The following is a 26,967-nucleotide window of genomic DNA, read 5'->3' on the forward strand; positions in this document are numbered from 1 at the left end:
ATAAGACAAATCGTTATGTATAAAAGCACTCTCCGTGTCTCTGTGGCTCCGTGTTTCATTCCAAAAAACCAGCTTTAAATTTTAATGAACAAGAGCTTAAGTTGTTAACAATAACCTAGTTAAAAATCGAGCTGACGTTAAATTACGACCCCTCTGTGATTCTGTAGCTTATGATCTGTATAGTTGGCCATGTAGCCCTTGAGGAATTAGGTGGGGAGCTTCTGCTCTTCCTACTTCCTTAAAGGTTTTAGCATCTAGTATAAGTAGAAAAGAGCTTTTTCGTATTTTGTCTATTACAACAGACAAAATAAGCCCATCGTCCTCACTTGCGCTGTCAGGAGAGGTAGTAAAAACAGGTTCTCCTGGCATACAGCCATCCGAAGACCAGCTTTTAGTCTCTCTTGTTATGGTATCAACTTTATAAAGGACGTTACTATGTAATAGTTCTTTTGAAGTCGTTGGATTTTTGAAAAAGCCTGTACCATACATATAACGATAAGGGCTTCCATCAAAGTTTTCATTAATTCTTGGAAATTCGAGAGGATCGTTCGAGAGGCGCTCTTCTTTTATGGTTTTATGGTTTAGGTCTAAGGAGAGTCTCGTCAAGTAAGATTCATAATGTCCACTTTTAAGTATTTTTGAATCTGTATTGAGAGCTTCATTCGTAATAATACTCGCATCCAAATAAGCAGCAAGATCTATGTGGATAGTGTTATTTTCTTCAAAAGCATTGACATGGTGAAAGGCAAAAAAAGCTCTTGTATTGTATTTTCCAGTGACATTACCTCGATTTCGATCGATGACAGTGATTTGCGTACCATTCGTTTCGTCCCATGAAAAGTTTTTGATAAAGGCTTTACCTTTTGTAATTAGGTCAATGGGCCTTACAGTCAATGGGAATTCTGTTAAAATGATGTGGTTTTGAGTGATTGCAAAGCTGTGCATGTAAGATGGACGCTCTACGGGTACTTTTGCGATGACTTTTCTTGTGGAGGAGTCTTTGGATATTTTGTAGATGATGTAAAAGCTATTTCGTCCATATTCAATGAGGTAGTTAAGTGTTTCTTGTCTTTTGCTATCATAATGTGGGTGTGCAGATTCCCAGCATTTATCTTTGCAAAGGGCATCTTGATAGGCAAACACACCAAGTGTTTCTAGAGTTATTGGATCAAATTTTACAGGAAGTGGAACTTCTGTAAGAGCTACGTATTCATTTGCAAGTTTTGTAATGTTAACATTGGCGTTGTGGATAGGATCAGAGTGTTTAAAGAGAAGGGTGAATAGTGATTTAAACAGCGATCTACAAGGATCTGCTGCAAATCCCTCATAGTGGATAGATCCTTTTTTAAAAACCATTTGATAGGCATCTGAGCGTAGGAATTTATTAGAATAGCTGATGTGTCCATTGGTAAAAGAAAATAGATGAAGCATAGCAAGCCCATCAAACCAATGTTCTTGGCTTTCATTATCTACAGAAATGGTGATAGGGCCATTGCGTATTAAAGAGCCAGAAAGCCATTGAGGAATGATTCCAGTAGCTTTAAGAGAATAATTTGAGACTTCTTTAAGAAGTTCTGCTTTAATGAGGGTTCTTTTTTTTATAAGCATATCTTAAAGTAAAAACAGAATCATGAAAAAAAATCAAAGTATAATGAATTAACTTACATTTTTTTGCATCTTTTGCTAGAGTTGTTGATTATGTCTTCGCAGCGGTCTTCTTTTTGGATTTCTCTTTTTGTGGGTTTTATTGATCACTTGGGAGTTGGACTTGTTTATCCTCTCTTTGCTTCCATGCTGTTTGATAGAAACTTTGCTCTTTTGCCACCAGATACTTCTTTAGAAGTTAGAGGGATGTGGCTGGGTGTATTGATTGCTCTTATGCCTTTGATAGAGTTTTTTGCAGCCCCTTTTTGGGGCGCCTTATCCGATGGTAAAGGAAGAAAAAAACCTCTTCAGATGAGTGTTTCGTTTGCCCTTGCGGGGTATATAGTTGCACTTGTTGCTACTTATTTTGCCAATATTTACTTATTGTTGGCATCTAGAGTGGTCATCGGTTTTGCAGCGGGTAACATATCGATTGTGCAAGCAGCTGTTGCAGATTTAAGTACGCCTGATGAAAAGAGTAAGAATTTTGGTTTGTATGGTATGGCTCTTGGCACAGGATTTGCTTTTGGTCCATTTTTTGGAGGATTTTTCTCTCGGTGGGGCTATAGCATTCCTTTTCTTGCGGCCATTGCACTTGTTATTTTTAATCTAGGTGTTGTATATTATTTCTTTAGGGAGACTAACTTTCTTTTGCTTAAAAAGAAGGTTTCTTGGCACGTTGGCCTTTTGAATTTTAAGAAGGCTTTTAAATTTAAAGGTCTTCGCATCATCCTCTTGGCTTCCTTTTTGCACTGTTTTGCGTGGTCTTATTTTTTCGAGTTTATTTCTGTTTATTTAATTGCAAACTTTGACTTCTCTTCTGAAGACCTGGGGTTATTTTATGGGATTGCAGGAGCAAGTTACGCTTTGAGCACTGGTTATTTAATACGTCCCTTTACAGCAAAGTTTAAGCCCGCATCCCTTCTTTTTGCAGGAAATTTACTTGCAGGATTGTCAATTCTGTTATTCCCTTTTGTTACAACAACGCTTGTGCTTTGGATTGCAATTATTGTTATTTGTTACTTTGTTGCATTTGTTTGGCCATCTGCCACAGCAATTGTTTCTAATCACGCATCTGGAGATATTCAAGGAGAATCTCTTGGGATTTTTGCTGCAGTTAACGCTATGGGATTTGTTTTAAGTCCTTTGTTGTCGGGTTCTTGGGTCGGTACATACCCTACAATTACCATGTGGGTAAGCGGCATTATTCTTGTCATTACCTCTCTTATTCTTTTTAGATCTTTAAAGGCTATCGCTTAGTTATAAGTAGAAGGTTTCCCTCTACGTATAAAGATACAACGGGTTCTTTAAGTTCGTTGCAAATACTAGCATTAAGGCCAATTTCAGTTTTCCATGCATTTACATTCCAAAGAAGTCCTGTTGTTGTAACTACTGCAGATGGCCATCCAAAAAAGGCGCAAGGATCGCCTATTTGTCCTGAAAAGCTAAACGTTTCATTTTGTAAAAATTGAATGAGTTCACATTCTGTGTGTAGAGTGATTTCACATTCCTTTGAGTAGTATTTCTTTAAAAATGCAAGTGTTGCTAAAGAGTGATCGCTTCTTGTACCTCCATCCGCGCAGCAGATGGAAATATGTGTAGCTCCATTTTTTTTAGAAAATAGGATCGCTTTTTCAAGATCTGTATAATTTTGATCTTCAGCTAAGATAAAGAGGACATTTAGCTTTTCATATTTATTTTTTATTGAGGGGTTAATAGAGTCAAAATCACCTAGAATATAGTGAGGAGTGATATTTAAGAGATTGTTTGCAGCGCCATCTAGAGCGATAATAGTTTTATTAGGGGCAAGAGAGTGTACGATAGAATCATTGTAGGGGCCATTTGCAATGATGAGAACTTCATGCATTATGGCATGCCTGGGTAAGGGGAATGGGCATTTTCTCCAGAGTCAATTAAGCGTATTTTGGCAGTTGCAAGGGTATCACTGACTTGTAACCAGTAGGGGAAGTAGGTGGGGGCATCTTTATAATTTGCAGGTAAATAGATTTCTACAACAGTGCCAGAAAGTGGGCTTGCATCTTTTGGCCAAGTTGTTTTCCATCCATCAAAAGCTATATTAGGTATAACTTTTCCATTTACAATCATGCGAGGCTGCCAAAGAGGGCGTTTATCGCGCTCTCCAGATGGGGGCGCTCTTCCAACACGTTTTCGATTTTGTTCTGGAATTTTTGTGAAGGGAAGGTTTAAAAGGGTGGGAAGGAAGTTTTCAATTTGAGATGGGTTTAACAAACACCTTCGAGTAAATGAGTAAGATTTTAAGATGGTGCCAGAATTTAAAGAAATTTCGTACATAATCCAAGAGGTGTTTTTTGCTGATCCATTTTGAAACCAACTATTCCAAGAAAAAGAAGGCTTTTTACGAAGATCTTTTAGTGCCTTTTCTGGAAGGTTTACCTCCTCAAGAAGAAGGGTATTGTCATTTTTTGCGTGTATGTGCATGAAAGTAATGGTATGGTCATGTTCTAATACGATAAAGTCGCCAGGGTGCGCCTTTTGAAATTGAGTTTTTAGAAAAAGCGTATCTGAAAAAAGAGTGGTTGATGAAAAGAAAAAAATAAAAAGAAGGAAACGTAATAGATAATTCATAATGAACCTGAATTTAGGTTTAAAAATTTATTATTTACAACTTGAGTTTAAATTATCCAAGATTAGAGGGGATTCTGGATAAATTTTCAATCATTTTAACAAGCAAATGTAATTACGCAAAAAGTCTAATGAGTAAATAAGGATTGAAAAGTTGCCAGAAGATCCCTAGGATTGAGTATATACACAAAACTTAAGTTTATGAGAGAGGATAAAAAATGAAGAGAAAAGGTTATATTTTTTTTGCTGGTTTGATTGTGGGCTTAATTTCTATTTGTAGCCCATGTGTTGCAGCACAATCATCAGAATCTGTAGGTTCACAGGTCCCTATAGCAAATTTGAATGAACAGCTAAATGTTGTTAATCAGCAAATCGAAGCTATTTTACATGAAGCTCGTGCTTTGCAAGAGGATAAAGAGCTGTATAATAGGGAATCAGAGGATGCAGAGCATAGGGATCCTATGGAATCAAAGCGTTTAGGAAGGCTTTCTGGTGAGGATAAAGAAAAGTTACAAGAATTACTTTTCCAGCTAGAAAAATTACTTAAACAAAGAGCTTTTATTGAAGAAGAATTAGGCCATCCAAACGACATGGACCAAAGTCCTTATCAACCCTAAGGATTTATGCCCTCTTCTCTTTCTATTTATAAAGGCTCTCTTTCATTACTTACCGATCTTTACCAGCTTACAATGGCTTATGGATACTGGAAGAGTAAGACGCATGAAAAAGAGGCTGTATTCCATCTTTTTTTTAGAAGATGTCCTTTCAAAGGTGAGTTTGCAATTGCATCTGGTTTAGAAGCAGTTGCAGACTTTATTAATAGTTTCGCATTTGATGCATCTGACATAGAGTATCTATCTTCTTTGAAGGGAGAAGATGGTACTAAGCCTCTTTTTGATTCTGAATTTTTGCTTTGGCTTTCTCATTTGCATTTTTCTGTGGACATAGATGCAGTTCCAGAGGGTAGCATTGTTTTTCCCTACGAGCCTATACTACGTGTACAAGGGACTCTTTTGGAGTGTCAGCTTTTAGAAACGATTCTTTTAAATTTGATTAATTTTCCAACGCTTATTGCTACAAAAGCTGCAAGGATATGTATGCAGGCACAAGGGGATGCTGTGCTAGAATTTGGGGTAAGAAGAGCACAAGGAATTGATGGAGCACTTACAGCTACACGTTCTGCATTTATTGGAGGGTGTACGTCTACGTCACACGTACTTGCTGGAAAGCTATTTGGAATACCAGTAAAAGGAACGCATGCACATAGTTGGATTATGTCTTTTGATGATGAACTTTCCTCTTTTTATGCCTATGCAGAGGCAATGCCTGATAATTGTGTATTTTTGGTAGATACTTATGATACTGAAAATGGCATAAGAAATGCAATTAAGGCTGCATTGTGGTTGAGAGAAAAGGGAAAAAAGTTGGTGGGTGTGCGTCTAGATTCTGGAGAACTTGCAAGCTTAAGTATGCTTGCAAGAAAATTGTTGGATGAGGCAGGTTTTTTAGATGCAAAAATCTTTGCAAGTAATGAATTAGATGAGTTTCGAATTGAAAAATTGAAAAAAGAAGGCTCAAAAATATCCGTGTGGGGTGTAGGGACGCATCTTGTTACTGGTAAAGGGCAATCTGCTTTGGATGGTGTATATAAAATGTCGGCAGTAAGATGGCCTGGAAAGCCTTGGCAATACAAAATGAAGCTTTCTGAACAATTACAAAAAATTTCAATACCAGGAATTTTGCAGGTAAAGCGCTATCAAAAAGAAGGGGTTATGGATCATGATGTTATCTATAGCATTTTAAATGTAGTTCCAGAGGATGGTGAAGACCTTCTTATTCCCATTTTTAGAAAAGGGGTGCTTGTATACAAGTTCCCATCTCTTATAGAGGTTCAAGCAAAAGTAAGAGTAGAACTTAGTAGACTTCCTAAAGAAGTGCTTAAACTTGAAGAAGCACGCTCTTTTCCTGTAAAATTTGAAAAAAATCTTGAGCAATTAAAGGAGTCTTTTACGAGTCATGCAAAATAAAATGAAAAAAGCGCTTATTGTAGTTGATCTTCAGAATGATTTTCTTCCCGGGGGAGCTTTGGCTGTAAAAACAGGTAATGAGATCATTCCCTTAATTAATAAAACACAAACTTTTTTTGATATTGTCATTGCAACACAAGACTGGCACCCTAAAAATCATGTAAGTTTTGCAAAAAATCATCATCTGAAAAAAGGTGATATCATTAACGTAGGTGGAAATCAGCAAATTCTCTGGCCTGTGCATTGTGTAGAGAATAGTTGGGGTGCTGAATTTGCAAAAGATTTTGATACAAAACATGTAAAGAAAATTTTTCACAAAGGCGTCGATCCCATGATTGATAGCTATAGTACTTTTTTTGATAATGAAAGAAAGAGAGATACAGGTTTAGATGCCTACTTAAGAGAAAAGAAAGTGCAAGATGTGTACTTTGCAGGTCTTGCAACTGAGTATTGTGTTTTTTATTCTGCTATACATGCAAAAGAATTAGGATATAATGTTTTTGTTATGTTAGATGCTTGTAGAGGAATAGAGCTTCATCCAGGAGATATTGAAAATGCGATTGTTGGAATGAAGAAAATTGGAGTTAAAATAATTAATACAAGTGAAATAAATTAAAAAAAGGTGGATTTTAAAGCATTTCTGCAGTAGAGTATCCCTCATGTTAAGAGATGAATCGCTAAAAATCTATATTGATCGTCTTAAAGATGGTCTTACAGAAAGAATTAATGAAGCTGTACATCCAAGTTTGATCTGTCCAGATACTTCAGAGTTAAAGTTTGAAGGACCTATACAGGTTAGTGGCGAGGTTTACCTTGCGGATGAAAGATTAGTTTGTTGCTTAGATGTTCATGCAAAGGTTTTGCTTCCTTGTACAGTTTGTAACGAGGAAGTTTCAGTAAATATAAACCTTGTAAAGTCATATCAAGTGTTGGAAATATCTTCCATTAAGGGTGCTATTTTTAATTTAGCAGAATTAGTGCGAGAGATGATTTTATTGGAAGTTCCAGCTTTTATTGAGTGCAAAGGGCAATGTCCTGCACGAGAAGAGATAAATAAATATTTAAAAAAAGAAGAGAGTCCTAAAACGGGAAAAGGTTCCCCCTTTGATCAGCTCTCTTCAGAAACATTTTTATAAAGAAGAGGTTGTATCATGGCAGTTCCACGTAATCGTGTGTCTAATGCTCGTAAAAACTCAAGACGCTCTCATATGGCAAAAAAACCAAAGACAACGTCTTCATGTAGCAATTGTGGAAAGGTTTGTCTTCCACATGCACTCTGTCTTGCCTGTGGGCATTATGGTGATCGTTTGGTGATTGCTGTAGAAAAAGAGTAGTTGTTGGATAAAACTTTGCGTATAGCAATTGACTTGATGGGAAGTGATAGTTTACCTTCCCTTCTGTTGGAAGGTGCTCTGCAAGTTGCAAAAGAACTTCCCTCTTCGTATACGCTTGTACTTTTAGTTGAAGAGGGAATAATCGATGCTTCCAAAAGCGTGTTTGCCTCTTCTGGTGCCCTGGTAGAAATCCTTTTTGTTCAAGAAACTATACATATGAGTGAAGATCCCCTTCTTGCTGTGCGCAGAAAAAAGGGTTCATCCATAGCAGTTGGTTTGCGCCTTCTTGCTGAAAGGAAAGTAGATGGTTTTGTTTCTGCTGGTAATACGGGTGCCTTGTTGACATCTGCGCTTCTTTCGTTACCGATGCTTCCTGGTGTAGAAAGAGCCGCCCTTCTTGCCGTATTGCCGACGAGTATTGGGAATGTTGTTGTATTAGATGTTGGCGCTAATCTTTCAGTAAAGCCGCAGCATCTACTTCAGTTTGCAAGGCTTGGATCTGCTTATCAACAGATTCATTATCATAAAAAAGTGCCAAAAGTGGGCTTATTAAATGTAGGTACTGAGTCTAAAAAAGGCACTCTAGGCCTTAGAAAGGCTTATTTTCAACTTCAAGAACATTGTCAAGGCAGTACTCAAATGGAGTTTATTGGCAATATTGAAGGCTCACAAGTGTTTCAAGGCGGCGTTGATGTCCTTGTAACAGATGGGTTTTCCGGTAATATCTTTCTAAAAACCTCTGAGGGGGTCTCTGTTTTCATTTTAAAGTCCATAGAAAAGGCACTGAGCGAAAGCTCAAAAGATAAAGCGGGTAAAGCTATCGATGATTTACATAAAACTCTTAATTACGCTGAGTATTATGGTGCAATTCTTGCAGGTATTGATGGGCTCGTAATTAAAGTTCATGGATACAGCACTCAAAATGCCTTTTGCAATGGGATTAAAGGTGCATTTCGTCTAGCTGAAGAACGTTTTATTCAGCGCCTCAAAACGCATTTAGATTTTTAAAGAGCTCGAATAAAGGGCTTTGTCTGAAGGCATTTATTTTTTGAGGCTGACCATGAAGAACAGTATTTTCAAAAAAGTTCTGCAATGAATGTAACTCGCCAGGATGCTCTTTAAGCCATTCAGAAAAGCCGTTTAGTTCTTTTTTTGAATAGCCTTCGTATTCTCCATTGATGAATTTGGCCTGGGCCACAATTTTATAAAAACCCTTAAAAGATGATAGGTCGCTGTAACCCTTTCCAGCTGCAACGACTTGTCGTGTATGTATGTCATAAGAAAAAGACCTAGAGTACGAATCGAGTAGATAGGCGGGCTTGGTTGTTGTATATTCAGTAGGAATAAGTGGGTAATCTGCAAAGGGACGATGATGAACATCATCTAATGCGTCTCCAATAAGTACAGTATCAGTTGAGGGTGAGATATGCAAAATCCTTATTTTAGGTTGCGCCTGGTCGAACGGAGTGCGTTTGAGGAGCTTATCTTCTCTTTCAATAGGTAAAAAGTTTTCGGTAAAGCTTAGTCTTTTATGAAAAAGAGGATGTAGCTCTTGTGCAGAGTAGCGTTTATAGTGGCGAGATTTCCAAGGAAGATAAAAGAGAGCGTCGCTACATTGGTCTAATACTAATTCTGTTTCTACTTCTTGTTCAACTTCTATTTCAACCTCTTCTTCTACTTCAAGGCCCATTAAGAGCGTTGCATCATTTCCAGGAACTTGAGAAGGCATCTTATCTAAAAGATCTTGATCCCAACTAAGCTCTTCGAGGCTGGATACTTGTAAATTATTTTTTCTTGCATACTCTAGCCAATGCGCTCGCTTTATTTGAAGTACTTCTAATGGTCTGTGCTCTACCCTTTGGATCATATGGTTGTTTTTGTGATAAGATCCTGGTGTACTATAGTCATAAGAGGGCTCTTGGATGAAAAGAGATTGAAAGTTGTCAAAACGGAGTAAAGTCTCATCGAGTGTTCTTGTTTCAAGTAGCTTTTTATAAGCAGATTGTCTTACAAGATGAGGAATTTCTTGCATCTTGGAGCGAAAGAGTCCTGTTGCATGAGATAATCCCTCATTGCAAGCAGAGTGAATAAGCACATTTTCTGTACTATTCATCTGAGGGTTTAGAGTAGATCTTGCAAGTCTAATTTTTTGCCCTTTTAAGCGCATGCGTCCATCGTTTTGTAAAAGATCTTCAAGGGTTTTTCTGCCATCGACAGTTAAAAGTGCTATAGATTCTGGATCTAAGATTTCATTAGCTCCGCGCGCTTGTGCTTTTGGAAAATAGAACCCTCTTTGAGAAAGAGTACTTTCTGATGCACCTGCAAAGTGATGTGTTCCATTGCGATAGCCTACTTGGGTAAGACGGCCTGCTTGCGCATTTAGGAGGGAAGTTGCCACATCTTCTGTAGGATAAGAGCGAAATGCTCCTGCGCCATCAATTAAAGCATTAAAATTTCCTTGGCTTAAAATAGAAGAAGGATTTTCAGGATCATACACAAGAGGTGTATCATTTGTTCCAGCTCTTTTTAATAAGCGATAAGCCATATCACCTACAACCCCACTGGTCTTTTGAGCATTTTCTTGCAGGGGTTTTGGAAGCTCTTCGGGGCATCCAGTGGTTGCAGAAAGACCTGTTACACCTCTAGTCATCGCTGACATGTCATGTGGTGTCATAGAAATGACTTCTCCACTGACGCTCATCGCTTTAAGCTTTATTTCAAGAAAATAGCGCACGTGTGCCCAATTATTATTAAGCTTTTTTTGTAATGCAAGTAGGTCTGTCTTTTTGAGTTTTCCTCTTGGGAAAGGATCATCAGGGAAGATCTGTGCAAATTGTGCCTGTGAAGAGTTGCCTTTGATAGAAGAGTCTTGCAGATCTTGAATCCATGTAGCAAGCTCTGGCAGAGAGACTCCATTTTTTATGTAATCTTGAATAGTAAAATTGATCTCTTCAAGAGGATGTCCTGGACGAGAATTTTCTTGAGGCTCTCCCTCATGGCAAGGCACTGTTCTTTTACCATCCTGGCTTCTCTTATAGTCAAGATCACTTGCTTTTTTTAATGCAAGGGGTAAAAAAGTGTAGAATTGATCCTTGCATAAAGCAATCATATCTTGTTCTGATGGAGGATAAGAGGATAAATCCATGTCTTTCTCGCCTAAAAAGTATTTAAGGAGGTCAGATGGATCAGCACCATTTGCAAACTTTGTGGCAAATTTTCTTGCACAATCCATAAGTACGTTTAGGCGTGTTTCTTCAGAAAGTTCTCTTTGTAGGTCATTGGAGAGTTTAAGTCTTGGATCATTTTTTAGCTCATCATAGATCTCAAGCGATATATCCACGATGAAGGGTGCGATGTTAATTGGTTTGCCAAGCTGTATTTGCAGCCTGTTGCAGGACCTATTGGGAACATCAAATTCATCCATGAGAGTTTCTTCTCTTTCTTGTAAGAGAAGAAGAATCTTTTTCAGGTAGGTCCAATGTTCATTTTCTATAGGAGTGATAGCGATATTGGTTCTTTGTTTTGCTAGAAGCTCGCGATTGAGTTTAATCCACTTTTCTTGCAAGAGAGGAAAAGATTTATAATCCGTAAGGACACATCCTTTTTCATGGATAGTCATCAAAAGCTCATGATAGATTTTTTTAAAGAGAGATATTTCATTAGTACCAGAGCTCTCTTTGAAAGCCCCCTTAACAACAGAAGACATTTTTAAATTGTATTGTAAGGCATAAATTTTCTTTTCATAAGCGCTTTCAAGATTTTTTTGTAAAATGGATTTGGATTGTTCAAATAGAGTAGGAAGCGTTCTAAAAGTAACTAAGTTTGTTCCATTAGCTTGCTTAAGTCCTCGTAAAACAGAAAAGAGAGCTGTTTTTCCAGATCCAGTACTTGCTTGAAAAATACCGTTTGAGTGGTTTAACAATTCGTGGAGCATCTGGACTTGGTTTTTTTCAAAATCCAAAGATCTAAAGACTTGTTGAGAAAAACATTCATGTACAAGTAGTTCAGGATTGTGTGTTATAGAGTAATACCTTTTTAAAGAGAGGAATTGATAGAGAATTTCAGACTGTATTAAGCGCTCATCTGCATTTAAAGAAGGGTTTAAAAGGTTTTTAAGTACTTTTGAGCAGTTGCGCAGTAATAGATTCTGCACCTCTAAAGAAAAGTAGTCTTTAAGTAAATTTTCTAGTTCTTGAATGTTGCACTGTTCTGGAAGGAGTTTTTTTGTTTTGAGTTCAGCAAGGTTTTTTTGCATGAAAGCAATAGTAAGCTCTTGAAAGGAGGCTACTTGTTGAAGACCTGCTTTAATAGCAATAGATTCCACAGGGTCATGGCTTTCTAGTAGTGTTTGGATTGCTTCTTTTTTAAGAAGGGCCTCTTTTTTGTAGGAGGCTTTTAGTGCGTGTATGTTCTTTTTTAATGGAAGAGCTTGCTTTGGCACAAGAGAGTGTAATTGCCTTCCAGAGACTATATTTTTGTGATGATCCATTTCATGCTTAAGGTTTTCAACAGCTTTTTTCTCACAGGCAGAAGCATTTTCTGGAGCTTGCAGAGTGACTTCTGGAAGTTGATAACTACTTGCTGTAAAATAGGAGGAAAGGGCGCTATCTTGGAAAAGAAGAGATTTACCTTGTCCTTTGAGCTCGATTGTAGATGCAGCTTTTGTATAGGCTCCTATGTCCCTTTCTAATTGTTCTAGAGGGGCTTTTTCAATGAAAAACAAACCTGTATGTTTTTCTGCCTCTAGAATGGACTTTAGGTCGATGTCGTTAGAATCATTCCAAAGAATAGTTCCACTATTTGTATCAAACTTTGGAAGTGTGTCATTTTCTTTTAAGAAAAAGATGCGCAAGTTGTGATCATAAAAAGCTTTATCTTTTTTCTTGACAATTTTGACCATGGATGCAAACTGCGCCCTACTCAAAAGAAGCTTTTGATCAAGTTTTCTGCCGATTTTTAAGTACTCTACGCAGTACTCGCAAATTAAAGTGTCTATTCTTTCTAATAGGTTATGAAAGGCTTCTCTGTTTTTTATAAGATGTTTTAAATGCAGTGCAAGCTGTATTTTGATGGCTGTAGATTGAATATTATCTGTCTCTTCTCTTAAAAAGTTAAAGAGTTCTGTAACTTGCTCTTTTGTTAAATTAGAGCGATTGAGGAAGAGTTGCTTTAAGCCCTGCAGAGCAAGAGAGTATTCTTTTCCAACCATAGAGTGTTTGATAAGGGCAATTGCACTTGCAATGCATTTTTTTGTATTAAGAGGAGTAAGTTTTTTTGTGTAGGGATGAATTGAAAAGGCATGAGGTGTCAAGGAAGAGACACTTTTCTTTACAGCTCCCTCTACTAATTCTCTTTTTACAAATTCTTTTGGATTAGGCGCTTTTCCTGTCCACCATGTTTTGAGGATTAGAAGGCAATGCTCAAAAAGAGAGGCTTCTTTATTAGTAGCTGTTATATGAGATTTAAATACACTGGGGTCTGCAAATAGTACTTTGGGAGGTATTGCATGGTCTTTATGTCGCAGTACAATGGCGTGGGGGTATTTTTTAGAAAGATGTAGATCGATCCAATAATCTTGATAGGAGCCATCTTCAGCATACAGTTTACCATTTTTAAAAGAGAAAGATAACCCATAGCGCACAAAGATAACCTTTTTTAGTGCATTAGAGCTGGATAGTAGTAAAATATCACTCTCATTTTCAAAATTTGTTAGAGAAGCTAAACCAAGAGAGGAAAGTGTTTTTTCATATTCTATCTTATAGGGAGCAGAATCTACAGAATTGCGGCAGTCGACAAGAGATTTTATTGAAGGGTTTGCACTTTCTGTGTCTAGCTTTAACTTAAATAGGGTTTTTCCATTGCTGTCTAAACAAAGCCCTATAAGAGGATCTGTAGATGAAAAATAGAGTAGATCAGAGGTGAGAGAATGCAGGGGAGCATACAGGTTCTTTTGTTCTGCAAGAGAGATGACTTGAAAAGGCTTTTCTATTGCAGAGAACTTCTTATAGAAACGATATTTTCCATCTTGTACTTCGATGCTTCCCTGCTCTCCATTTTTGTCAAAGATGTAATAAATAACTAAATTATCTTTCACTTTCATTTTGATTTGTAAAGAGTCATTGTCGATCTCTTTAAAAGCAAGGGTGTATGTAGAGCTTGTTAAAATATCTCGTGGAAGTGCGCTATGGATGATTCCAGAGGATTTTTCAGTAACTGTTGCATTAAGAAGATTGACTTTATTGTGTGAATTCTCAAAAAGTGGAAAGCTTCCTGTCCAAACAGAGCCTTGTTGCAGCCCTAAGTCACTGCAGATAACATCAAGAAGAGGAGTTAGCTGCTCAATTGAAGATGTTTCAAGCGAATGAAGCAGAACCGCATAACGGCGTGATAGTTTATCCATCTCATTAGGATCTACATCGCATGCTTCTTTGGGCAGCACTTGCAGGATGTGATAAAGTCTAATCACTTCTTCAGCATTATCTGGATTTTCGATTTTTAACATAATGTCTTCAAATACAGCTCTGAAGCGATAAGTATGCAATTCAGGGTTTTCTAAAATAGAAGTTGAGGAAAAACCATCAAGAAGATGATCCAATTTCTTGATAGCTTGTGGATCTTGGTTATAAGCGCGATATAGACTTCTCATGCGTCTTGTAATAGAAAGTACAAAGAGAATTTGGTTGTAGTAAGAAGAGTCTTTTTGAGCATGCTCGGAATAGAGGCAAAGTTGTTTTTCTAAAATATTGGGTAAGTTTTTTACAAATTCAGGATTGGCTCCAAATGTTGTTAGAAGAGAAGATCCCTTTTTGTCAAACAAAACGACTTCTAGGTAATTGCGAGTGTCTGAAGAAGAGAGGAGGTGGGGATGTTTTATTATAAAGTCAATGACTTCCAATTGAGGTGAATTCAGCCTGAGCATGAGGAGTAAATCTGTTAATTCTTCTTTTTTTAAAGAATGTGTTGTATTTTTTAGTAAGTCATCACAGTTTTCTCCGTTTCTATCTAGATGGTCTATGAGCGTTGTTAATTGAGTTTCGAAAACACGCTCAGGGTCATCGTTTGCAGCTTCTGGAAACTTTATGGATTCTGTCTTACCATGGTCATCTTTAACTGCTTTTCTCTCATCGGGGCTATCTTTAACAATTTCTGAGGATGTAAATGGAGATGAAATTTTAAGGTTTATGGGTTGTTTTTGTTCTTCACCTTGAAGACGCATCCCTTGCAGAGCAGCAAAAAGAAGAGGATTTTGAATGGGTTTTGCTGAGCGAAAGACATTTTTTGGGTGAAAATGAGCTGGATCGTTTATATGATGTTTAAGATTCAAAAAAAACCAAAAATAAGCAGAATAGTTTGTTCCAAGGAGTGAGCAGTGGTTCGCAGTAGAATAATGATATTGAAAAAATTTGGCTATTAGCTCAAGGTGTTCTTTAGATTCTTTTGGATTAGAAAGAGGAAGGGTCTCTAAGCGTTTCTCATCCATAGGGGTAATAGGTAGTTTAGTGCGAGTGTTTAAAAAGTCGATTATAGAAGTATTTTCTTCATCAGCTAAGTAAAAGCACCGCGCTGCAATGTTGTTTTTGTTTACTGTTTGGAAAGTTGGAATACTCACTTCATGGAAAATAGAGGTTAATAAGTCTCCAAAATACATAGAGTCAACAGGTGTCTTCTTCTCTGACGGATCCTCTAAAACCCAAAGGTAGAGCCTTGTAAGCTTAAATAATACGGCTATTTGATTGGTGAGAGGAGGCGTATTTTCTCTATTCTCTACAAGTACTTTTGTTAATTTGACCATGCAACTTTGAACTTGCAAAACTTGAGGCCTAGATAGCTTAAAAAACCAAAAATCAAGATTGTAGGAATCTTTTTCAGGAGTATTGAGTTTAAGATCTTTGATGTACAACTCTGCGCAAGAATTGGGTGTTTTAATGTTTTGTGTAAGTTCCATGACAAGAGCTACAGCAAGAGACTTTTTACCCTGCTCTGCAAACCTTTGTGCTAAAGCACTTTTTTCTTCTAGAAGTCTTACTATTGCATTTATATCGGAAGACTCTAAAATAACGCGTTCTTGAGTGGATAGTAAGTGTGAAGTTGCTCTGAGCTTATGGCCAGAATAGGGTTTGAGTGTAGGGTTTTGAAAAGAATTGGCCTTGCCTATAGCTGGATCTCTTTCTGTTGGCAGCTGTATATTCGTTATGGAAAGAGGTAAGTTGGGTGATTTTGTGTGGATAGCGCTTGTAATAGGCCTCAGTTTTTTCTGAGCTTCTGCTTTTTCAATGGTTTTTTCGACGAAAACAAGTTCGCTTTTAAGTTGTTCCAGGTCTTCTGTTGCAAGAATTTTTTTTGCATAAAGCAAACTTGCTTCTTTGGCAATATCTGTAACTAAGTTACGCAAGGTGTCTACATATTTGTCATCGTCTTCTAGATAAAAGCGTACTTCTTTAAAAAAGTTAAAAAGAGCAAATAGGCGTGTTTGAAACTCAAGACGCTTTCTCATGTTATGTATTTGAGGAGAAGATAAATCATTTTTAGGATTAACTTCTTGTGTAAGTAAGCCCAAAACCTTTCGATGGCTAGATTGTTTAGTAACCCACAGTTCCTGCTTTTCTGTAAGATCGACACGGGTGTTTTTAGGTATTTTTGCAATTGTTGCTTTGATCTGCTCTGCATTGAGAGGACCCTCAAGTAAGGGATTGCAAAAAAGTTCTAAGATACTATTTTCTGTAAAATAAGCTGAAGGGATATTTTCAAAGGCCATTTGAGATAAAACCTTTTCTTTACCACCTATTTTTTTAGAAGAAACGTCTGAAATTTGTAAAAATAGATCATCACAGCCAATAAGCTTTAATGAGTAACTATCTGCATTTTTTTGCAGTATATAAACAGAAGAGGTCTCTTCTTTGATAGTTAGTGGAATAACTAAGTGCTCTTTATCTTTTAAATTAGTTATTTTACTCACTAAATTTTGACAGAATTTTCTCTTTTCTTCTGGAATTTTTGTTGCATCTGTACATAACCAAATGCTTTCGATTTCCCTTAGCAATTCTTCATACTGTTGAACAGAGGAGTTATTACCCCCATTTTTCGATAAACAGTGTTTATAAAGAGTTATTAAATCATCTCTTTGAGCATTGGACGAAGAAGTAACTTCTATGGCAGGCAGAATAGATGGGCGGGTAAAATGAACAAGAAAATCAAGAACGTATAACACAATGCGCTGAATTCTTCCCCAGAGAGAATAGGGATTATATGAGCTTGGTCTTAATTGCGTAAAAGAGTTGCTTTTTTTGAGAAAAGGCTGATTTTCGAAAGGAATCTTATTGCCAGTAGCAATAATTGGGTGTCCTAGTAATATAGCTTCAATATGAGAACTCATTACATATCTCCTAAAAATAATATGAGCCTAATTATAGCATTATTTTGTTAAGGCTTGATTAACTTTTGTTTCTAATGAATTTACCTTGTAAAATTGCAGTAGCATTGCTAATACACAAGGTATATGGACTATCAAAGAGGCGTATCAACTGGATGAACACACTCTAGCTATTCCTTGGAGCTTAATCTAAGTTTTTTTTTGTAAATTTATGCAAAAGTAAATGTTTATATTGACGAAATGTAATCTTAACATTAAATTTACGTGTGTGATTGGCTTCTTATTTAGAAGTGCTCACAAAAATGTTTAACTTAGGGGGTTTTATGGCTGCTGGAACAGTAGAAATGCAAAATTGTTTTATTCCTCATACTTTGGGAAAAGTTAGTATTTTTCATGAAAATAAGAGCTTTTCTGTTGAAAAGGATGGTAGAAGATATGCTATTCAACAATATGATCTTTCACCAGAATTACGAAATATTGAAGATAAAGCCTTAGAAAAAATTCTAAATCATGGTCAACTATGTCTTAAAAAGATTGGAAATGATTATGGTCTTGAGTTTAGAGGAGAGCTTGTAGGAGGGGGGCCATTTTTTGGCGCTCTTGCTATGTGCCTTACAGTTGTTGTAGGTGGTGCCTGTGCGATCATTCCTGGGTTACAACCCTTGGCAATACCGGTAATTAGTACAGGAACAGGGATAGCCTGTGCAGCACTGGCAGCTCCTACTCCTTAAATTTATGCAATAGCATCTCTCTTTTAGGCTATAAGTCTAAAAGAGAGATCCCCTTGTTTTAAGGATGGTGTCTGCGACATTATGGCTTGGGTGGGAGCTGTTGTCGAGGCATTGGATGAGTTGGTTGCAGTCAGATAGGCACTGCTCTCTTAAAGGACCATCTAGGAAAAGGTCTTTTGCTTTTAGATAAGTGTTGTGTTGTGTAAAGTCCTTGTAGATTAACTCTGGGAATACTTGCTTGTTAAGTAATATGTTTACTATGCAGTAGAAGGGTAGTTTAATTTGAAAGATGTATTTTGCAAAAAATGCATTCAACTTAGAGAGTTGGTAGGTGACAACGGTAGGTGTCTTGTTGAGGGCAAGCTCTAGAGTTACGGTTCCACATTTTGCAATTGCAACCCGGGAGTTCTTCATTAAATCAAAATTGTATCTTTCTGGTATGAGAAGAGGGGATATATTTTTCTCTTTAAGATAAGAAAGAATAAGAGAAGATGTGTTTTCATTAGCAACGGATATGCAGATGGTTGTATCTGGGTATTCCTGCTTTAATTTTAGGGCTGATTCTAATTGAACAGGAAGGTTTTTTGTAATTTCACCTTCTCTGCTACCAGGAAATAGGCTAATGATGGAATGACTTTTTGGTATATTAAGAGATCTCTTCCATGAATCATCATAATAGGCAGAAGAGATAGCTTCCAGAGAGGGGTTGCCAACATAAATAGCCTTTAGAGAGCTCTTTTCAAAATATTTGGGCTCGAAAGGAAAAATACAGAGAAGCAGGTCTAGAGTCTTTTCCATAGATTTTATTCTATTTTTTTTCCACGCCCAAACACTTGGACAGATATAGTGGATGAGCTTTCCTTTATAGCCATTTTCTCTGAGACTACGTGCAAGTCTTAGGTTGAAGCCTGGATAATCGATGAGAAGGACAACTTTTGGATTTGTTGTAAGAATATGTTTTAATATGGTTTTAAAGTGTTTTTTGAGCCTTGGAAGAGCTTTTAATACATCAGAGAATCCCATTACATGAAATTCTTCAGTATGGATGATAGAATGATTAACTTGAGAGCGCATCTTAGGTCCAAAAACACCTTCAACTTTTAGCTGAGGGGCTTTTTCTTTAAGTACTTTGAGTACAGAAGATCCATGTAGGTCTCCACTGGGCTCTCCTGCAAAGATAAATAGGTCGCACAAGGATTTTATCAAGATGTTTGCAATGCCTCATTTCGGTGCATGAGTATAAGATTTCGAATGTAGGGAACAATACCCATACCATAACCTAAGATGTTTACCCAATCATTTAAACGAATAAAATAAGAAAGAGCAATCAAAGCTCCCACGATACTTAACCACCAAAAAGCCTTTCCAAGATAACTTTTCAGATGTTTTTCTGTAAGCCACCATTGTACCCAAAAGCGCATAGCAAAAATAGTTGCACCCAAAAAACCTATAATATGCCATGGAAGAGCGATCTTACTTCCTGACAAGCTATCCCAAGGAAGGGTTGGGGTGCGTATCCAGTCAACAAAACCATATAGATAGAGGCCTTCAACAATAAATAAGAGAGTGATGCAAGCAAGTACGATAAAGAGAAGAGCAAATGTAAATTTAAGAGATTTTTGTGGTCCTTTCATTAAATTTAAGTTGCGCCATGCAATTACAGCATTGAAAGCTTGTATCATTGTAAATGGGTATTGTACCTGAATAAAGCTGTGAATCGTCATTACAATATTGCCAAAGAGAGAAATTTTCCAGAAGAGGGAAGAAACAGCGCTTGTTTTCTTCTTTTCGCTAGATATCCATTGAACTAAAAAGCGCAAAGAGAACGCAATGGATGCAATAAATCCAAGGGGATAAAGGTAGGCTCTTAGTTCTTCGTACATCAAATCTCTTCTTTGATTGTGTAGTATAAGTGGCGCTTTCTCATCCAAAGGACTGCAAACATGTCGACAAGTGGTCTGATAGAGCGATTAAAAAAGTGGTAGTTACTTTTTCCCTTTGTTCTGTCCCTATGGTTTACAGGTATTTCTTTTAATCGAAAACCTTCAATTTTAAAGAGAGCAGGTAAAAAGCGATGCATGCCGTGATACATTTTAATTTTGGATAAGCATGCTTTGCGATAAATTTTTAAGGAGCATCCTGTATCGCGCATACCATCTTGACAGATGCGGCTGCGAATGAAATTAGAAATACGAGAGATCCAGCGTTTGCTGAAAGGGTCATGTCTGTTAATACGTACACCGCACACAAGATCACATGTAGCAACTGCATCAATAAGCGCTGGTATATCGTGAGGATCGTTTTGCATGTCTCCATCTAAAGTGATGACAAATTCCCCTTTAGCCCTTGTAAAGCCTGCATCGAAGGCTCCTGATTGGCCTACATTATTTGCAAAAGAGAGAATATGTAAAAAAGAGTAGGTTTTAGCAAGCTCTTTTAGTTTTGTAAGTGTTTGATCTGTTGATCCGTCTTCAACAACGATAAGCTCCCAAGGCTTTTGAAGAGAATCCATGACAGTTTTAAGCTCTTGGATAAGTGGCCGCACGTTTTCTTCTTCATTTTTCATAGGAATAACTACTGAGAAAAGAGGTGAAAAAGAAGTTTTTGCTTGTGTCATTCAAGATTCCTTATCAAGTGCTAGTTGTGTTTTTATCCAAGAAGAGCCATCTTTGAATATGTGAGGAAGTGTACCATGCCCATCGCGGCCACATGAAGCAGATATAATTAATTCGATAGGTGCAGATCTTATATTGTTTCGATAGCTCTCTTCAGCAAGTTCATGAACAAACTCGAAGCATGATAAAGTGCTTACTCTTGTATCTCTATTTCCAATATAAAAGCGAATATGCTTGTTTATGAGTTGAGGTATAAGTTTTCTAAGGTCTAATAAATCATGGAAATTATTTGAGAGACCTTCAAATTCTCTGATAGATCCTAGTCTGGTTAGAGGGGCAAATCCAAGAACTGTAGAAATTCTAGGATCTTTTGCTGCAAGGTGTGTTGCAATGAGAGCGCCTCTTGAAAGGCCTGCCACCGCTATTTTTTGTGGGTCGACAATGCCCTCTGTGATAAGAAAATCTACTCCCATAGCCAAATCATGAATAAATGCAGAGATAATATCGTTGCCAAGATCAAGCGCTGTTGCCCAATCACTCATTGCCCTGTTAAATGTTTTAGCATCATCTGTATGACAAGGAAGAGAGCAAGAAAAAATACGAAGGTCTGATTTTTGAGAAAATTGAACAAGCTGATTGTAAGGGTCTACACCGAGGCTTACATCGGCAGAGAGAGCAAAATAAAAGAGGGCAGGCAAAGGGCCAAGAGATAAGTCTGGGCCTGTATAAGAAAACAGAGGGCCATATTTTGGTTGATATGTTGAAAATTTTATGTTTTTAGTATTCATAATGTTAGGCGTGTTTTTCATGTTTATGAGAATGTTTAACTAATTTTTTCCAGTGAGAGTAGGGCTCTTTTAATTCAGGGTGAACATGTGTGCGTAAGTGGAGGAATTGTAATGAAAGTGGAAAATCGGGATGCTTTGTAATGCGATAGCGCGTGATGCGTTTATTATCAATGGGAGTTAAGCGGTACTGTGTGCATAAAATAAATTGTGTGAGAAAACGAAGGCGTTTTGGAATTTGAAAAAAGGCTGTAGAAGTTACTTCATGGATTAAGAGATCTGTCATAGTAAGGATTTCTGTAAAGTGGGGAGGCATTCCATCGTTAGTTTGTAGATATGATGTGATTTTTTGTTCTAAGAGGGGAAAAAATAGGGTTGTCAGAAGGACTGCTCTGTCTGTGATAGAAGTTTTGTCAGTTTTAATGCATTCATCAGCTGCATGGATATAGGCAAAAAAGCGTTCTTTGTTTTCATTTTGCAGAAAAGTAGCAAAATGGGGCAGTAAAATTTGTAAAAAATCGCTGTCATCTAAGATACGTAAGAAGGATGTAGCTGCTGCGGACTCCAGCATTTTAAAAAATTCTTCTAGTACCCTTGCAGGGGCGCTTTTAAATAACTCCTCTCTGCATTGGTAAAGGGCATGTGCTGTTTGTTTTTCCACCTGAAATCCAAAGCGTGCACGAAATTTTAAGAGGCGTAGCATGCGTACAGGATCTTGTTTAAAACGGATGTCTGGAGGGCCTATGGTACGTAAGAGGTGCTTGGATAGATCTTTGCATCCACCAACATAGTCGATAACAGAGTGCTCTTGAGGATCGTAAAATAATCCATTGATTGTAAAATCACGTCGAAGGACATCTTCTTCAGGAGTTCCCCAAACATTATCTCGTAAAATCAATTCCCCATCGCTTGTATCTCCTGAGCGAAAAGTAGAAACTTCGATAATTTTTTTCCCAAAGCGAAGATGAGCTAAGCGAAAGCGTCTTCCAATGAGAAGGCAATTAGTGAAGAGGCGCTTAATTTCTTCTGGTTTTGCACTTGTTACAATATCAAAGTCTTTGGGAGTAATTCCAAGGGCCAAATCACGAACGCTTCCGCCTACTAGATAGGCAATAAAGCCTGCTTGCTGAAGTTTTGCCATGACATACATGGCATCTTTATCAATTTTTTCTTGGCGGATGGGATGATTTTTTGCTGTATAAATATCTGGCTGCACGGAAAACAAATAACTCCTGATTATTTGAAGTAGTATGCCTTAAATAGAGTAGAATCTCAAGTTTTTGAGTTAAGGTAATCACTTTTTTTTGCTACTTCTTAAAAAAACGCGTGCGAAAGCTTCAAAATTGGTGTACCCTCTACTTTAAAAAATCTTAAGGATTACCGTGATGAAACATGAAAAAAAACCTTTAAAGTTATTTGGAACAGATGGAGTTAGAGGAGCTGCAAATCAATTTCCAATGACAGTAGAAATAGCCCTTGCTCTTGGACGTGCCGCGGGTAAAATTTTTAATCGTCACAATGGCAAACAGAAAGTTGTGATTGGTAAGGATACAAGACTCTCTTGTTACATGTTTGAAAATGCACTTATCGCAGGGCTTTGTTCTATGGGAGTGGATACATTGATGGTAGGACCCCTTCCAACGCCAGGCGTTGCTTTTATAACTAGGGCTTACAGGGCAGACGCTGGTATTGTTATTTCTGCATCGCATAATTCTTTTGGTGACAATGGGATTAAATTTTTTTCATCAGAAGGATTTAAACTGCCAGAAAAAGTTGAAGAAGAGATTGAAATGCTCATTGCATTGAATCAGTTTGAAGAGTTTTTGCCACCTAGCCATCTTGTTGGAAAAAATACAAAAATTATTGATGCGGACGGGCGTTATATAGAATTTGCCAAAGGGACGTTTCCAAAAAAATTATCATTAAAAAATTTAAAAATAGTTTTAGATTGTGCTCATGGGGCAGGATTTAGGGTCGCTCCCTTAATATTTCAAGAGTTAGATGCAAAAGTATATGTTTATGGTAATGCTCCCAATGGCTTGAATATTAATTCACACTGTGGATCTTTGCATCCAGAAGTTGTCCAAAAGGCAGTTATTGAACACACGGCAGACGTGGGTATTGCTCTTGATGGAGATGCTGATCGAGTGATCATGGTAGATGAAAATGCACAAATTGTAGATGGAGATACGCTACTTGGAATTTGCGCTTATGATTTTAAGAAAAGGGGACTTCTTCGTAATAATAAGGTCGTTGGCACGGTCATGTCTAATTACGGATTTTTAAAGAGCATGAAGGATCTTGGAATCGATGTAGTTTGCTCACAAGTAGGAGATCGTTTTGTTATCCAAGATATGATTCAGCATGATGCAAATCTTGGTGGTGAGCAAAGTGGGCATTTGATTTTTTTAGATTACAATACAACAGGTGATGGTCTTGTCTCTGCTTTGCAGGTTCTTCGCATTATGATTGAAACAGATTCGAAGCTCTCCGATTTAGCCATGATAGTTAAGCGCTATCCTCAAAGTTTAATTAGTGTTAAAGTAACCTCAAAGCCGCCTTTGGATAGTATGGAAGAGGTTGTTGAGGTGATTGCAAGAGTAAAGGCTCAACTTGGTGATGCAGGTAGAGTGCTTGTTCGTTATTCAGGTACAGAAAATGTTTGCAGGGTGATGGTAGAAGGGCAGAAACATAAGCTTGCGTTTGAGATGGCAAATGAGATTGCAAATGTAATCACTGCCAAGATTGGTTGACTTTAGGGCGCACTCGGAACAGAAAAGTCTGTAATATCGCAAGGAAAAATAGCTCTTTGAACGGTTAAAAAAATCATTAGCAGGTTGGGTAGGGAGTCGTTGAGCATACCATAAGATCTTTTTGCATGAATAGTTGCATCAGCACCAGATTTGAATAGAGAGTAAAGAAGAAGAGTAATAGCTGCAGTAGCGTCGCAAAGAATAGCAATAGGAGTTAAAGCTGATAGAGTAAGTTGCGCAATAAAATGAGAACAATATTTGACTCCAATAGGAAACCTTTCATCTTTTTGAAAGTACCAATTATTGCATGCATCTGATGAGTATTCTAATATTTTGATAACTGTTGTACTTTTTGACATGGTTTTTCTTCCATTATATATAAATATTCAAAATTTGAAACATAGTAACGTAATATTAAAATTTTGTAAAGAGCGGAATTTTTTCGAATATTTTTGTTAGAAAAAATTGGAAAATAGGGCATAATCCTTAAATTAGATTCTCTCGTTAACTAAATTATTTATGAGGAGTAACTATTATGGGACTAACTGAGCGAGATTATGTATTTGGCCAGGCTTCATCTCAAATGGCACTGAGTTCATTTACAACAAAGGTTTATGGTTGGATGACAGCAGGGCTTGCACTTACTGCAGCCGTTGCCTATTTCATCTATGCAAGTGAATTATATCAAACATTAATGCCCATGTGGTGGTTTTGGGGGATTGCAACTTTTGGTATAGCAATGGTAATTACAACGATGCTTCAAAAGCTTTCTGTTCCAGCACTTGCTCTTCTTTTCTTGGGCTACTCAGCTTTGGAAGGGGTGTTTTTTGGAACTTTACTGCCAGGATATGCTGCAGCGTTTGGTGGAGGTGTAATTTGGAGTGCTTTTGCAGTTGCTGCCATTGTATTTTTAATGGCCGCAGTTTATGGGGTATTTACAAAATCAGACTTAACGAAGATTGGAAGAATTCTATCTTTTGCAGTTGTTGGCCTTATTGCAGTTACCTTGCTTTATTTTATCTTGTCATTTTTCATTCAGCTTACGTGGATGAATTTATTGATTAGTTACATAGGCTTAATTGTATTTGTGGGCCTTACAGCATTTGATGCACAACAAATACGCATGATGAGTTATCAAGCAAGTGGTGATACAATACTTGTGCACAAGCTCTCCCTTGTTATGGCACTCAGGATGTATATTAATGTCATCATGGTGTTCTGGTATCTGTTGCAGATCTTTTCTTCTTCCAGAAGATAGTTTATCCAAAAAGTGCTGAAACAAATTCTTCTGCATTGAAGGGCTGCAAATCTTCCAGCCCTTCTCCAATACCTATCATTTTTACAGGTATACCCAGTTCTTTTTGGATGGCAATGACGATACCCCCTTTAGGAGTTCCATCTAGCTTGGTTAAGATAATTCCCGTGATGGGCGTATATTTGTGAAAGGTTCTTGCTTGGTCTAGCGCATTTTGACCAATGCTAGCATCTAATACAAGCAGGGTTTCATGAGGAGATTCTGGTAGTACCTTGGTGCAAACGCGCCTAATTTTTTGTAATTCTTGCATCAAGTCAGTTTTTACATGAAGTCTTCCTGCTGTATCGATAATGACAACATCACAGCTGCGTGCAATACCAGCTGTTATAGCATCAAAAACGACAGCGGAAGGATCGCTCTTGGGGGCACTTTTAACGATATCGATATGGAGTCTTTGGGCCCATAGTTCCAATTGCTGGACAGCAGCTGCTCTGAAAGTATCTCCTGCGGCAATAAGTACTTTTTTGCCTGCTAGCTGATAATGGTGAGCAAGTTTTGCAACAGATGTAGTTTTCCCACTTCCATTTACACCTACAACTAAGACAACGACAGGTCCATTATTAGTAGCCTCTTCCATGTCGGATGAATACTTTTTGAGCTCACAGGTTAGTTCTTCTTTTAAAATAGCTGTTATCTTTGTAGAATCAAGACCTTTATTAGCTTGAAGCTCACTTTTTACTTTAGCTATGAGTAAAGATGTTGTCGCAACTCCAAGGTCAGCTTCATATAAAAGGCGCTCTAGCTCATCGATGGTCCCTTCATGGATGCTTCCTTTAAAAAGCTCTTGGATTTTGTGTTGAAAGAGGGAGCTTGTCTTTCCAAACGCGCCTTTGACTTTTGAATAACTAGTTTTTATAAATTTGAACATGGTGCCGATTCTATCATGATATTATGATTAAAATAAATACTTTTTCCAAAATAGAACTGTATAAAATGTTAATGACTTAGAGGTGAAATCATAAAAGGACTAGAACTAGGCCATTCACCATGAATCATAAGGTAATCATTATCATAATAATAGGGCTCAAAAGTAGCCTTATGAGTCAATCGATCAGGAGAGAAATAGAAGTAAATCTCTTTAATTGCTATAGGTAAATGGTCAAGAATTAAATCAAGAGAAGGCATCTATGTTGGCTTTCAGCTTGAAATGGTTGCAAGCATAATTTTCAGGGAAGATCTCTAAAAATCGTTTTTTGAGCTTTCTTATGGAGGCTACCCTAGGTTATTATAACGCAGGCTTTCAGCCTGCAAATTACACGCTGATGGTACCTAGGGCGTGTGCCCTAGGCTTTTATAGATCAGGCTTTCAGCCTGAAGTGGTTTTAAGCATAATTTTCAGGGCATCGCCCTGTATTATAAAAGCCTAGGGCACACGCCTTAGGTTATTATAACTCAGGATTTTAGCCTGCAAATTACATGCTGATGGTACCTAGGGCGTGTGCCCTAGGCTTTTATAGATCAGACTTTCAGCCTGAAGTAGTTTTAAGCATAATTTTCAGGGCATCGCCCTGTATTATAAAAGCCTAGGGCACACGCCCTAGGTTATTCCAAAACATGATTTGCAGGCTGAAGGCCTGCGTTATAGTATCCTAGGGTATTCGCCATAGGAAGACGTTTCCAAGCATAAAAAAATGTGTAATAGCAAAGTAGAATTCTTGATTAATAACTCATGTCACGCAAAAACTTTAAAATAGGCCCTGACTTGAGCCAATTCTCTGGAAATTCGAGTTCTTTAGGCATTTTTCCTGTAGTAAAAAAGATAGATTGGATGTTTTCAAAACTTTTGATT

22 protein-coding genes are annotated in these 26,967 nt (G+C 37.5%); 10 read left to right on the forward strand and 12 right to left on the reverse strand.

The genetic code is table 11. From position 1 onward, the window contains the following. Positions 1 to 168: 168 nt before the first annotated feature. Positions 169 to 1,608 carry a carotenoid oxygenase family protein gene (locus tag P4L16_05965; GenBank protein ID MDR3624667.1) on the reverse strand — a complete coding sequence of 480 codons (1,440 nt, stop codon included), beginning with the start codon at positions 1,606 to 1,608 and terminating at the stop codon, positions 169 to 171. Between the two features lie 90 nt (positions 1,609 to 1,698). On the opposite strand from P4L16_05965, the gene P4L16_05970 reads away from it, so the two are divergent. Further along, positions 1,699 to 2,904, forward strand: a complete 1,206-nt coding sequence (locus P4L16_05970) for an MFS transporter (GenBank protein ID MDR3624668.1) — start codon at positions 1,699 to 1,701, stop codon at positions 2,902 to 2,904. Here the strand turns inward: P4L16_05970 and P4L16_05975 are convergent. Further along, positions 2,894 to 3,511 carry a thiamine diphosphokinase gene (locus P4L16_05975; protein ID MDR3624669.1) on the reverse strand — a complete coding sequence of 206 codons (618 nt, stop codon included), beginning with the start codon at positions 3,509 to 3,511 and terminating at the stop codon, positions 2,894 to 2,896. The two genes, P4L16_05970 and P4L16_05975, sit on opposite strands and share 11 nt — an antisense overlap. After that, complete coding sequence (locus tag P4L16_05980; GenBank protein MDR3624670.1) at positions 3,511 to 4,251, reverse strand: hypothetical protein; 741 nt, start codon at positions 4,249 to 4,251, stop codon at positions 3,511 to 3,513. Before P4L16_05980 ends, P4L16_05975 begins: the two co-directional genes overlap by 1 nt. A 215-nt stretch (positions 4,252 to 4,466) precedes the next feature. On the opposite strand from P4L16_05980, the gene P4L16_05985 reads away from it, so the two are divergent. The 6 genes from P4L16_05985 to plsX are packed head-to-tail and all read left to right on the forward strand — an operon-like array spanning position 4,467 to position 8,617. Next, entirely contained in the window at positions 4,467 to 4,865 is a 399-nt protein-coding gene (locus P4L16_05985; GenBank protein ID MDR3624671.1) for a hypothetical protein, read from the forward strand. A 6-nt stretch (positions 4,866 to 4,871) separates the two neighbouring features. Continuing rightward, on the forward strand, positions 4,872 to 6,275 hold the full coding sequence (locus tag P4L16_05990) for a nicotinate phosphoribosyltransferase (protein MDR3624672.1): 1,404 nt from the start codon (positions 4,872 to 4,874) through the stop codon (positions 6,273 to 6,275). After that, entirely contained in the window at positions 6,265 to 6,891 is a 627-nt protein-coding gene (gene pncA / locus P4L16_05995; protein ID MDR3624673.1) for a bifunctional nicotinamidase/pyrazinamidase, read from the forward strand. Before P4L16_05990 ends, pncA begins: the two co-directional genes overlap by 11 nt. 43 nt (positions 6,892 to 6,934) lie before the next feature. Then, positions 6,935 to 7,411 (forward strand): hypothetical protein, encoded by a 477-nt coding sequence (locus tag P4L16_06000; GenBank protein ID MDR3624674.1) that lies wholly within the window; start codon positions 6,935 to 6,937, stop codon positions 7,409 to 7,411. A gap of 15 nt (positions 7,412 to 7,426) precedes the next feature. Continuing rightward, complete coding sequence (gene rpmF, locus P4L16_06005) at positions 7,427 to 7,609, forward strand: 50S ribosomal protein L32 (protein ID MDR3624675.1); 183 nt, start codon at positions 7,427 to 7,429, stop codon at positions 7,607 to 7,609. Positions 7,610 to 7,612: 3 nt separating this feature from the next. Beyond that, the gene (gene plsX, locus P4L16_06010; protein ID MDR3624676.1) at positions 7,613 to 8,617 is read left to right on the forward strand and encodes a phosphate acyltransferase PlsX; all 1,005 of its coding nucleotides are present in this window, start codon (positions 7,613 to 7,615) and stop codon (positions 8,615 to 8,617) included. Here the strand turns inward: plsX and P4L16_06015 are convergent. Next, positions 8,595 to 16,982, reverse strand: coding sequence for a hypothetical protein (locus P4L16_06015; protein MDR3624677.1), 8,388 nt, complete (start codon positions 16,980 to 16,982; stop codon positions 8,595 to 8,597). The two genes, plsX and P4L16_06015, sit on opposite strands and share 23 nt — an antisense overlap. A 320-nt stretch (positions 16,983 to 17,302) precedes the next feature. Between P4L16_06015 and P4L16_06020 the strand changes: the two genes are divergently transcribed. Beyond that, complete coding sequence (locus P4L16_06020) at positions 17,303 to 17,710, forward strand: hypothetical protein (protein ID MDR3624678.1); 408 nt, start codon at positions 17,303 to 17,305, stop codon at positions 17,708 to 17,710. 36 nt (positions 17,711 to 17,746) lie between these two features. On the opposite strand, the gene lpxB is transcribed toward P4L16_06020, so the two are convergent. From lpxB to pcnB, 5 genes are read right to left on the reverse strand one after another with little or no spacing between them, the layout of a single operon-like run. Continuing rightward, positions 17,747 to 18,916: a lipid-A-disaccharide synthase gene (gene lpxB / locus P4L16_06025; protein MDR3624679.1), complete on the reverse strand. Its 1,170-nt coding sequence runs from the start codon at positions 18,914 to 18,916 to the stop codon at positions 17,747 to 17,749. After that, positions 18,913 to 19,593, reverse strand: coding sequence for a lipid-A-disaccharide synthase N-terminal domain-containing protein (locus tag P4L16_06030; GenBank protein ID MDR3624680.1), 681 nt, complete (start codon positions 19,591 to 19,593; stop codon positions 18,913 to 18,915). The genes lpxB and P4L16_06030 overlap by 4 nt, the downstream gene beginning before the upstream one ends. Next, positions 19,593 to 20,327: a glycosyltransferase family 2 protein gene (locus P4L16_06035; GenBank protein MDR3624681.1), complete on the reverse strand. Its 735-nt coding sequence runs from the start codon at positions 20,325 to 20,327 to the stop codon at positions 19,593 to 19,595. Before P4L16_06035 ends, P4L16_06030 begins: the two co-directional genes overlap by 1 nt. Then, on the reverse strand, positions 20,328 to 21,113 hold the full coding sequence (locus P4L16_06040) for a hypothetical protein (GenBank protein MDR3624682.1): 786 nt from the start codon (positions 21,111 to 21,113) through the stop codon (positions 20,328 to 20,330). It abuts the gene before it with no gap. Between the two features lie 4 nt (positions 21,114 to 21,117). Then, complete coding sequence (gene pcnB / locus P4L16_06045; GenBank protein MDR3624683.1) at positions 21,118 to 22,326, reverse strand: polynucleotide adenylyltransferase PcnB; 1,209 nt, start codon at positions 22,324 to 22,326, stop codon at positions 21,118 to 21,120. Between the two features lie 169 nt (positions 22,327 to 22,495). Here pcnB and glmM point away from each other — a divergent pair, with 169 nt between their 5' ends. After that, positions 22,496 to 23,863 (forward strand): phosphoglucosamine mutase, encoded by a 1,368-nt coding sequence (gene glmM, locus P4L16_06050; protein MDR3624684.1) that lies wholly within the window; start codon positions 22,496 to 22,498, stop codon positions 23,861 to 23,863. Between the two features lie 2 nt (positions 23,864 to 23,865). Here the strand turns inward: glmM and P4L16_06055 are convergent, their stop codons facing one another. Further along, on the reverse strand, positions 23,866 to 24,222 hold the full coding sequence (locus P4L16_06055) for a hypothetical protein (protein ID MDR3624685.1): 357 nt from the start codon (positions 24,220 to 24,222) through the stop codon (positions 23,866 to 23,868). A gap of 176 nt (positions 24,223 to 24,398) precedes the next feature. On the opposite strand from P4L16_06055, the gene P4L16_06060 reads away from it, so the two are divergent. Continuing rightward, the gene (locus P4L16_06060) at positions 24,399 to 25,121 is read left to right on the forward strand and encodes a Bax inhibitor-1/YccA family protein (protein ID MDR3624686.1); all 723 of its coding nucleotides are present in this window, start codon (positions 24,399 to 24,401) and stop codon (positions 25,119 to 25,121) included. Position 25,122: 1 nt separating this feature from the next. On the opposite strand, the gene ftsY is transcribed toward P4L16_06060, so the two are convergent. Together ftsY and P4L16_06070 are read right to left on the reverse strand one after the other, a co-directional pair. Beyond that, positions 25,123 to 26,046, reverse strand: coding sequence for a signal recognition particle-docking protein FtsY (ftsY, locus tag P4L16_06065; protein ID MDR3624687.1), 924 nt, complete (start codon positions 26,044 to 26,046; stop codon positions 25,123 to 25,125). A 68-nt stretch (positions 26,047 to 26,114) separates the two neighbouring features. Further along, a complete protein-coding gene (locus P4L16_06070; GenBank protein MDR3624688.1) occupies positions 26,115 to 26,303 on the reverse strand; it encodes a hypothetical protein in 189 nt (62 codons plus the stop codon). Positions 26,304 to 26,967: the final 664 nt, after the last annotated feature.

The organism is Chlamydiales bacterium (assembly GCA_031292375.1).
Taxonomy (GTDB): Bacteria; Chlamydiota; Chlamydiia; order Chlamydiales; family VFKH01; genus JARLHF01.

What these genes read in the sequence shown, in the direction of transcription:
- P4L16_05965 (MDR3624667.1), bottom strand. Translation starts at nt 1,608, where the DNA reads ATGCTTATAAAAAAAAGAACCCTCATTAAAGCAGAACTTCTTAAAGAA.
- P4L16_05970 (MDR3624668.1), top strand. Translation starts at nt 1,699, where the DNA reads ATGTCTTCGCAGCGGTCTTCTTTTTGGATTTCTCTTTTTGTGGGTTTT.
- P4L16_05975 (MDR3624669.1), bottom strand. Translation starts at nt 3,511, where the DNA reads ATGCATGAAGTTCTCATCATTGCAAATGGCCCCTACAATGATTCTATC.
- P4L16_05980 (MDR3624670.1), bottom strand. Translation starts at nt 4,251, where the DNA reads ATGAATTATCTATTACGTTTCCTTCTTTTTATTTTTTTCTTTTCATCA.
- P4L16_05985 (MDR3624671.1), top strand. Translation starts at nt 4,467, where the DNA reads ATGAAGAGAAAAGGTTATATTTTTTTTGCTGGTTTGATTGTGGGCTTA.
- P4L16_05990 (MDR3624672.1), top strand. Translation starts at nt 4,872, where the DNA reads ATGCCCTCTTCTCTTTCTATTTATAAAGGCTCTCTTTCATTACTTACC.
- pncA (MDR3624673.1), top strand. Translation starts at nt 6,265, where the DNA reads ATGCAAAATAAAATGAAAAAAGCGCTTATTGTAGTTGATCTTCAGAAT.
- P4L16_06000 (MDR3624674.1), top strand. Translation starts at nt 6,935, where the DNA reads ATGTTAAGAGATGAATCGCTAAAAATCTATATTGATCGTCTTAAAGAT.
- rpmF (MDR3624675.1), top strand. Translation starts at nt 7,427, where the DNA reads ATGGCAGTTCCACGTAATCGTGTGTCTAATGCTCGTAAAAACTCAAGA.
- P4L16_06015 (MDR3624677.1), bottom strand. Translation starts at nt 16,982, where the DNA reads ATGAGTTCTCATATTGAAGCTATATTACTAGGACACCCAATTATTGCT.
- P4L16_06020 (MDR3624678.1), top strand. Translation starts at nt 17,303, where the DNA reads ATGGCTGCTGGAACAGTAGAAATGCAAAATTGTTTTATTCCTCATACT.
- P4L16_06030 (MDR3624680.1), bottom strand. Translation starts at nt 19,593, where the DNA reads ATGTACGAAGAACTAAGAGCCTACCTTTATCCCCTTGGATTTATTGCA.
- P4L16_06035 (MDR3624681.1), bottom strand. Translation starts at nt 20,327, where the DNA reads ATGACACAAGCAAAAACTTCTTTTTCACCTCTTTTCTCAGTAGTTATT.
- P4L16_06040 (MDR3624682.1), bottom strand. Translation starts at nt 21,113, where the DNA reads ATGAATACTAAAAACATAAAATTTTCAACATATCAACCAAAATATGGC.
- glmM (MDR3624684.1), top strand. Translation starts at nt 22,496, where the DNA reads ATGAAACATGAAAAAAAACCTTTAAAGTTATTTGGAACAGATGGAGTT.
- P4L16_06055 (MDR3624685.1), bottom strand. Translation starts at nt 24,222, where the DNA reads ATGTCAAAAAGTACAACAGTTATCAAAATATTAGAATACTCATCAGAT.
- P4L16_06060 (MDR3624686.1), top strand. Translation starts at nt 24,399, where the DNA reads ATGGGACTAACTGAGCGAGATTATGTATTTGGCCAGGCTTCATCTCAA.
- ftsY (MDR3624687.1), bottom strand. Translation starts at nt 26,046, where the DNA reads ATGTTCAAATTTATAAAAACTAGTTATTCAAAAGTCAAAGGCGCGTTT.
- P4L16_06070 (MDR3624688.1), bottom strand. Translation starts at nt 26,303, where the DNA reads ATGCCTTCTCTTGATTTAATTCTTGACCATTTACCTATAGCAATTAAA.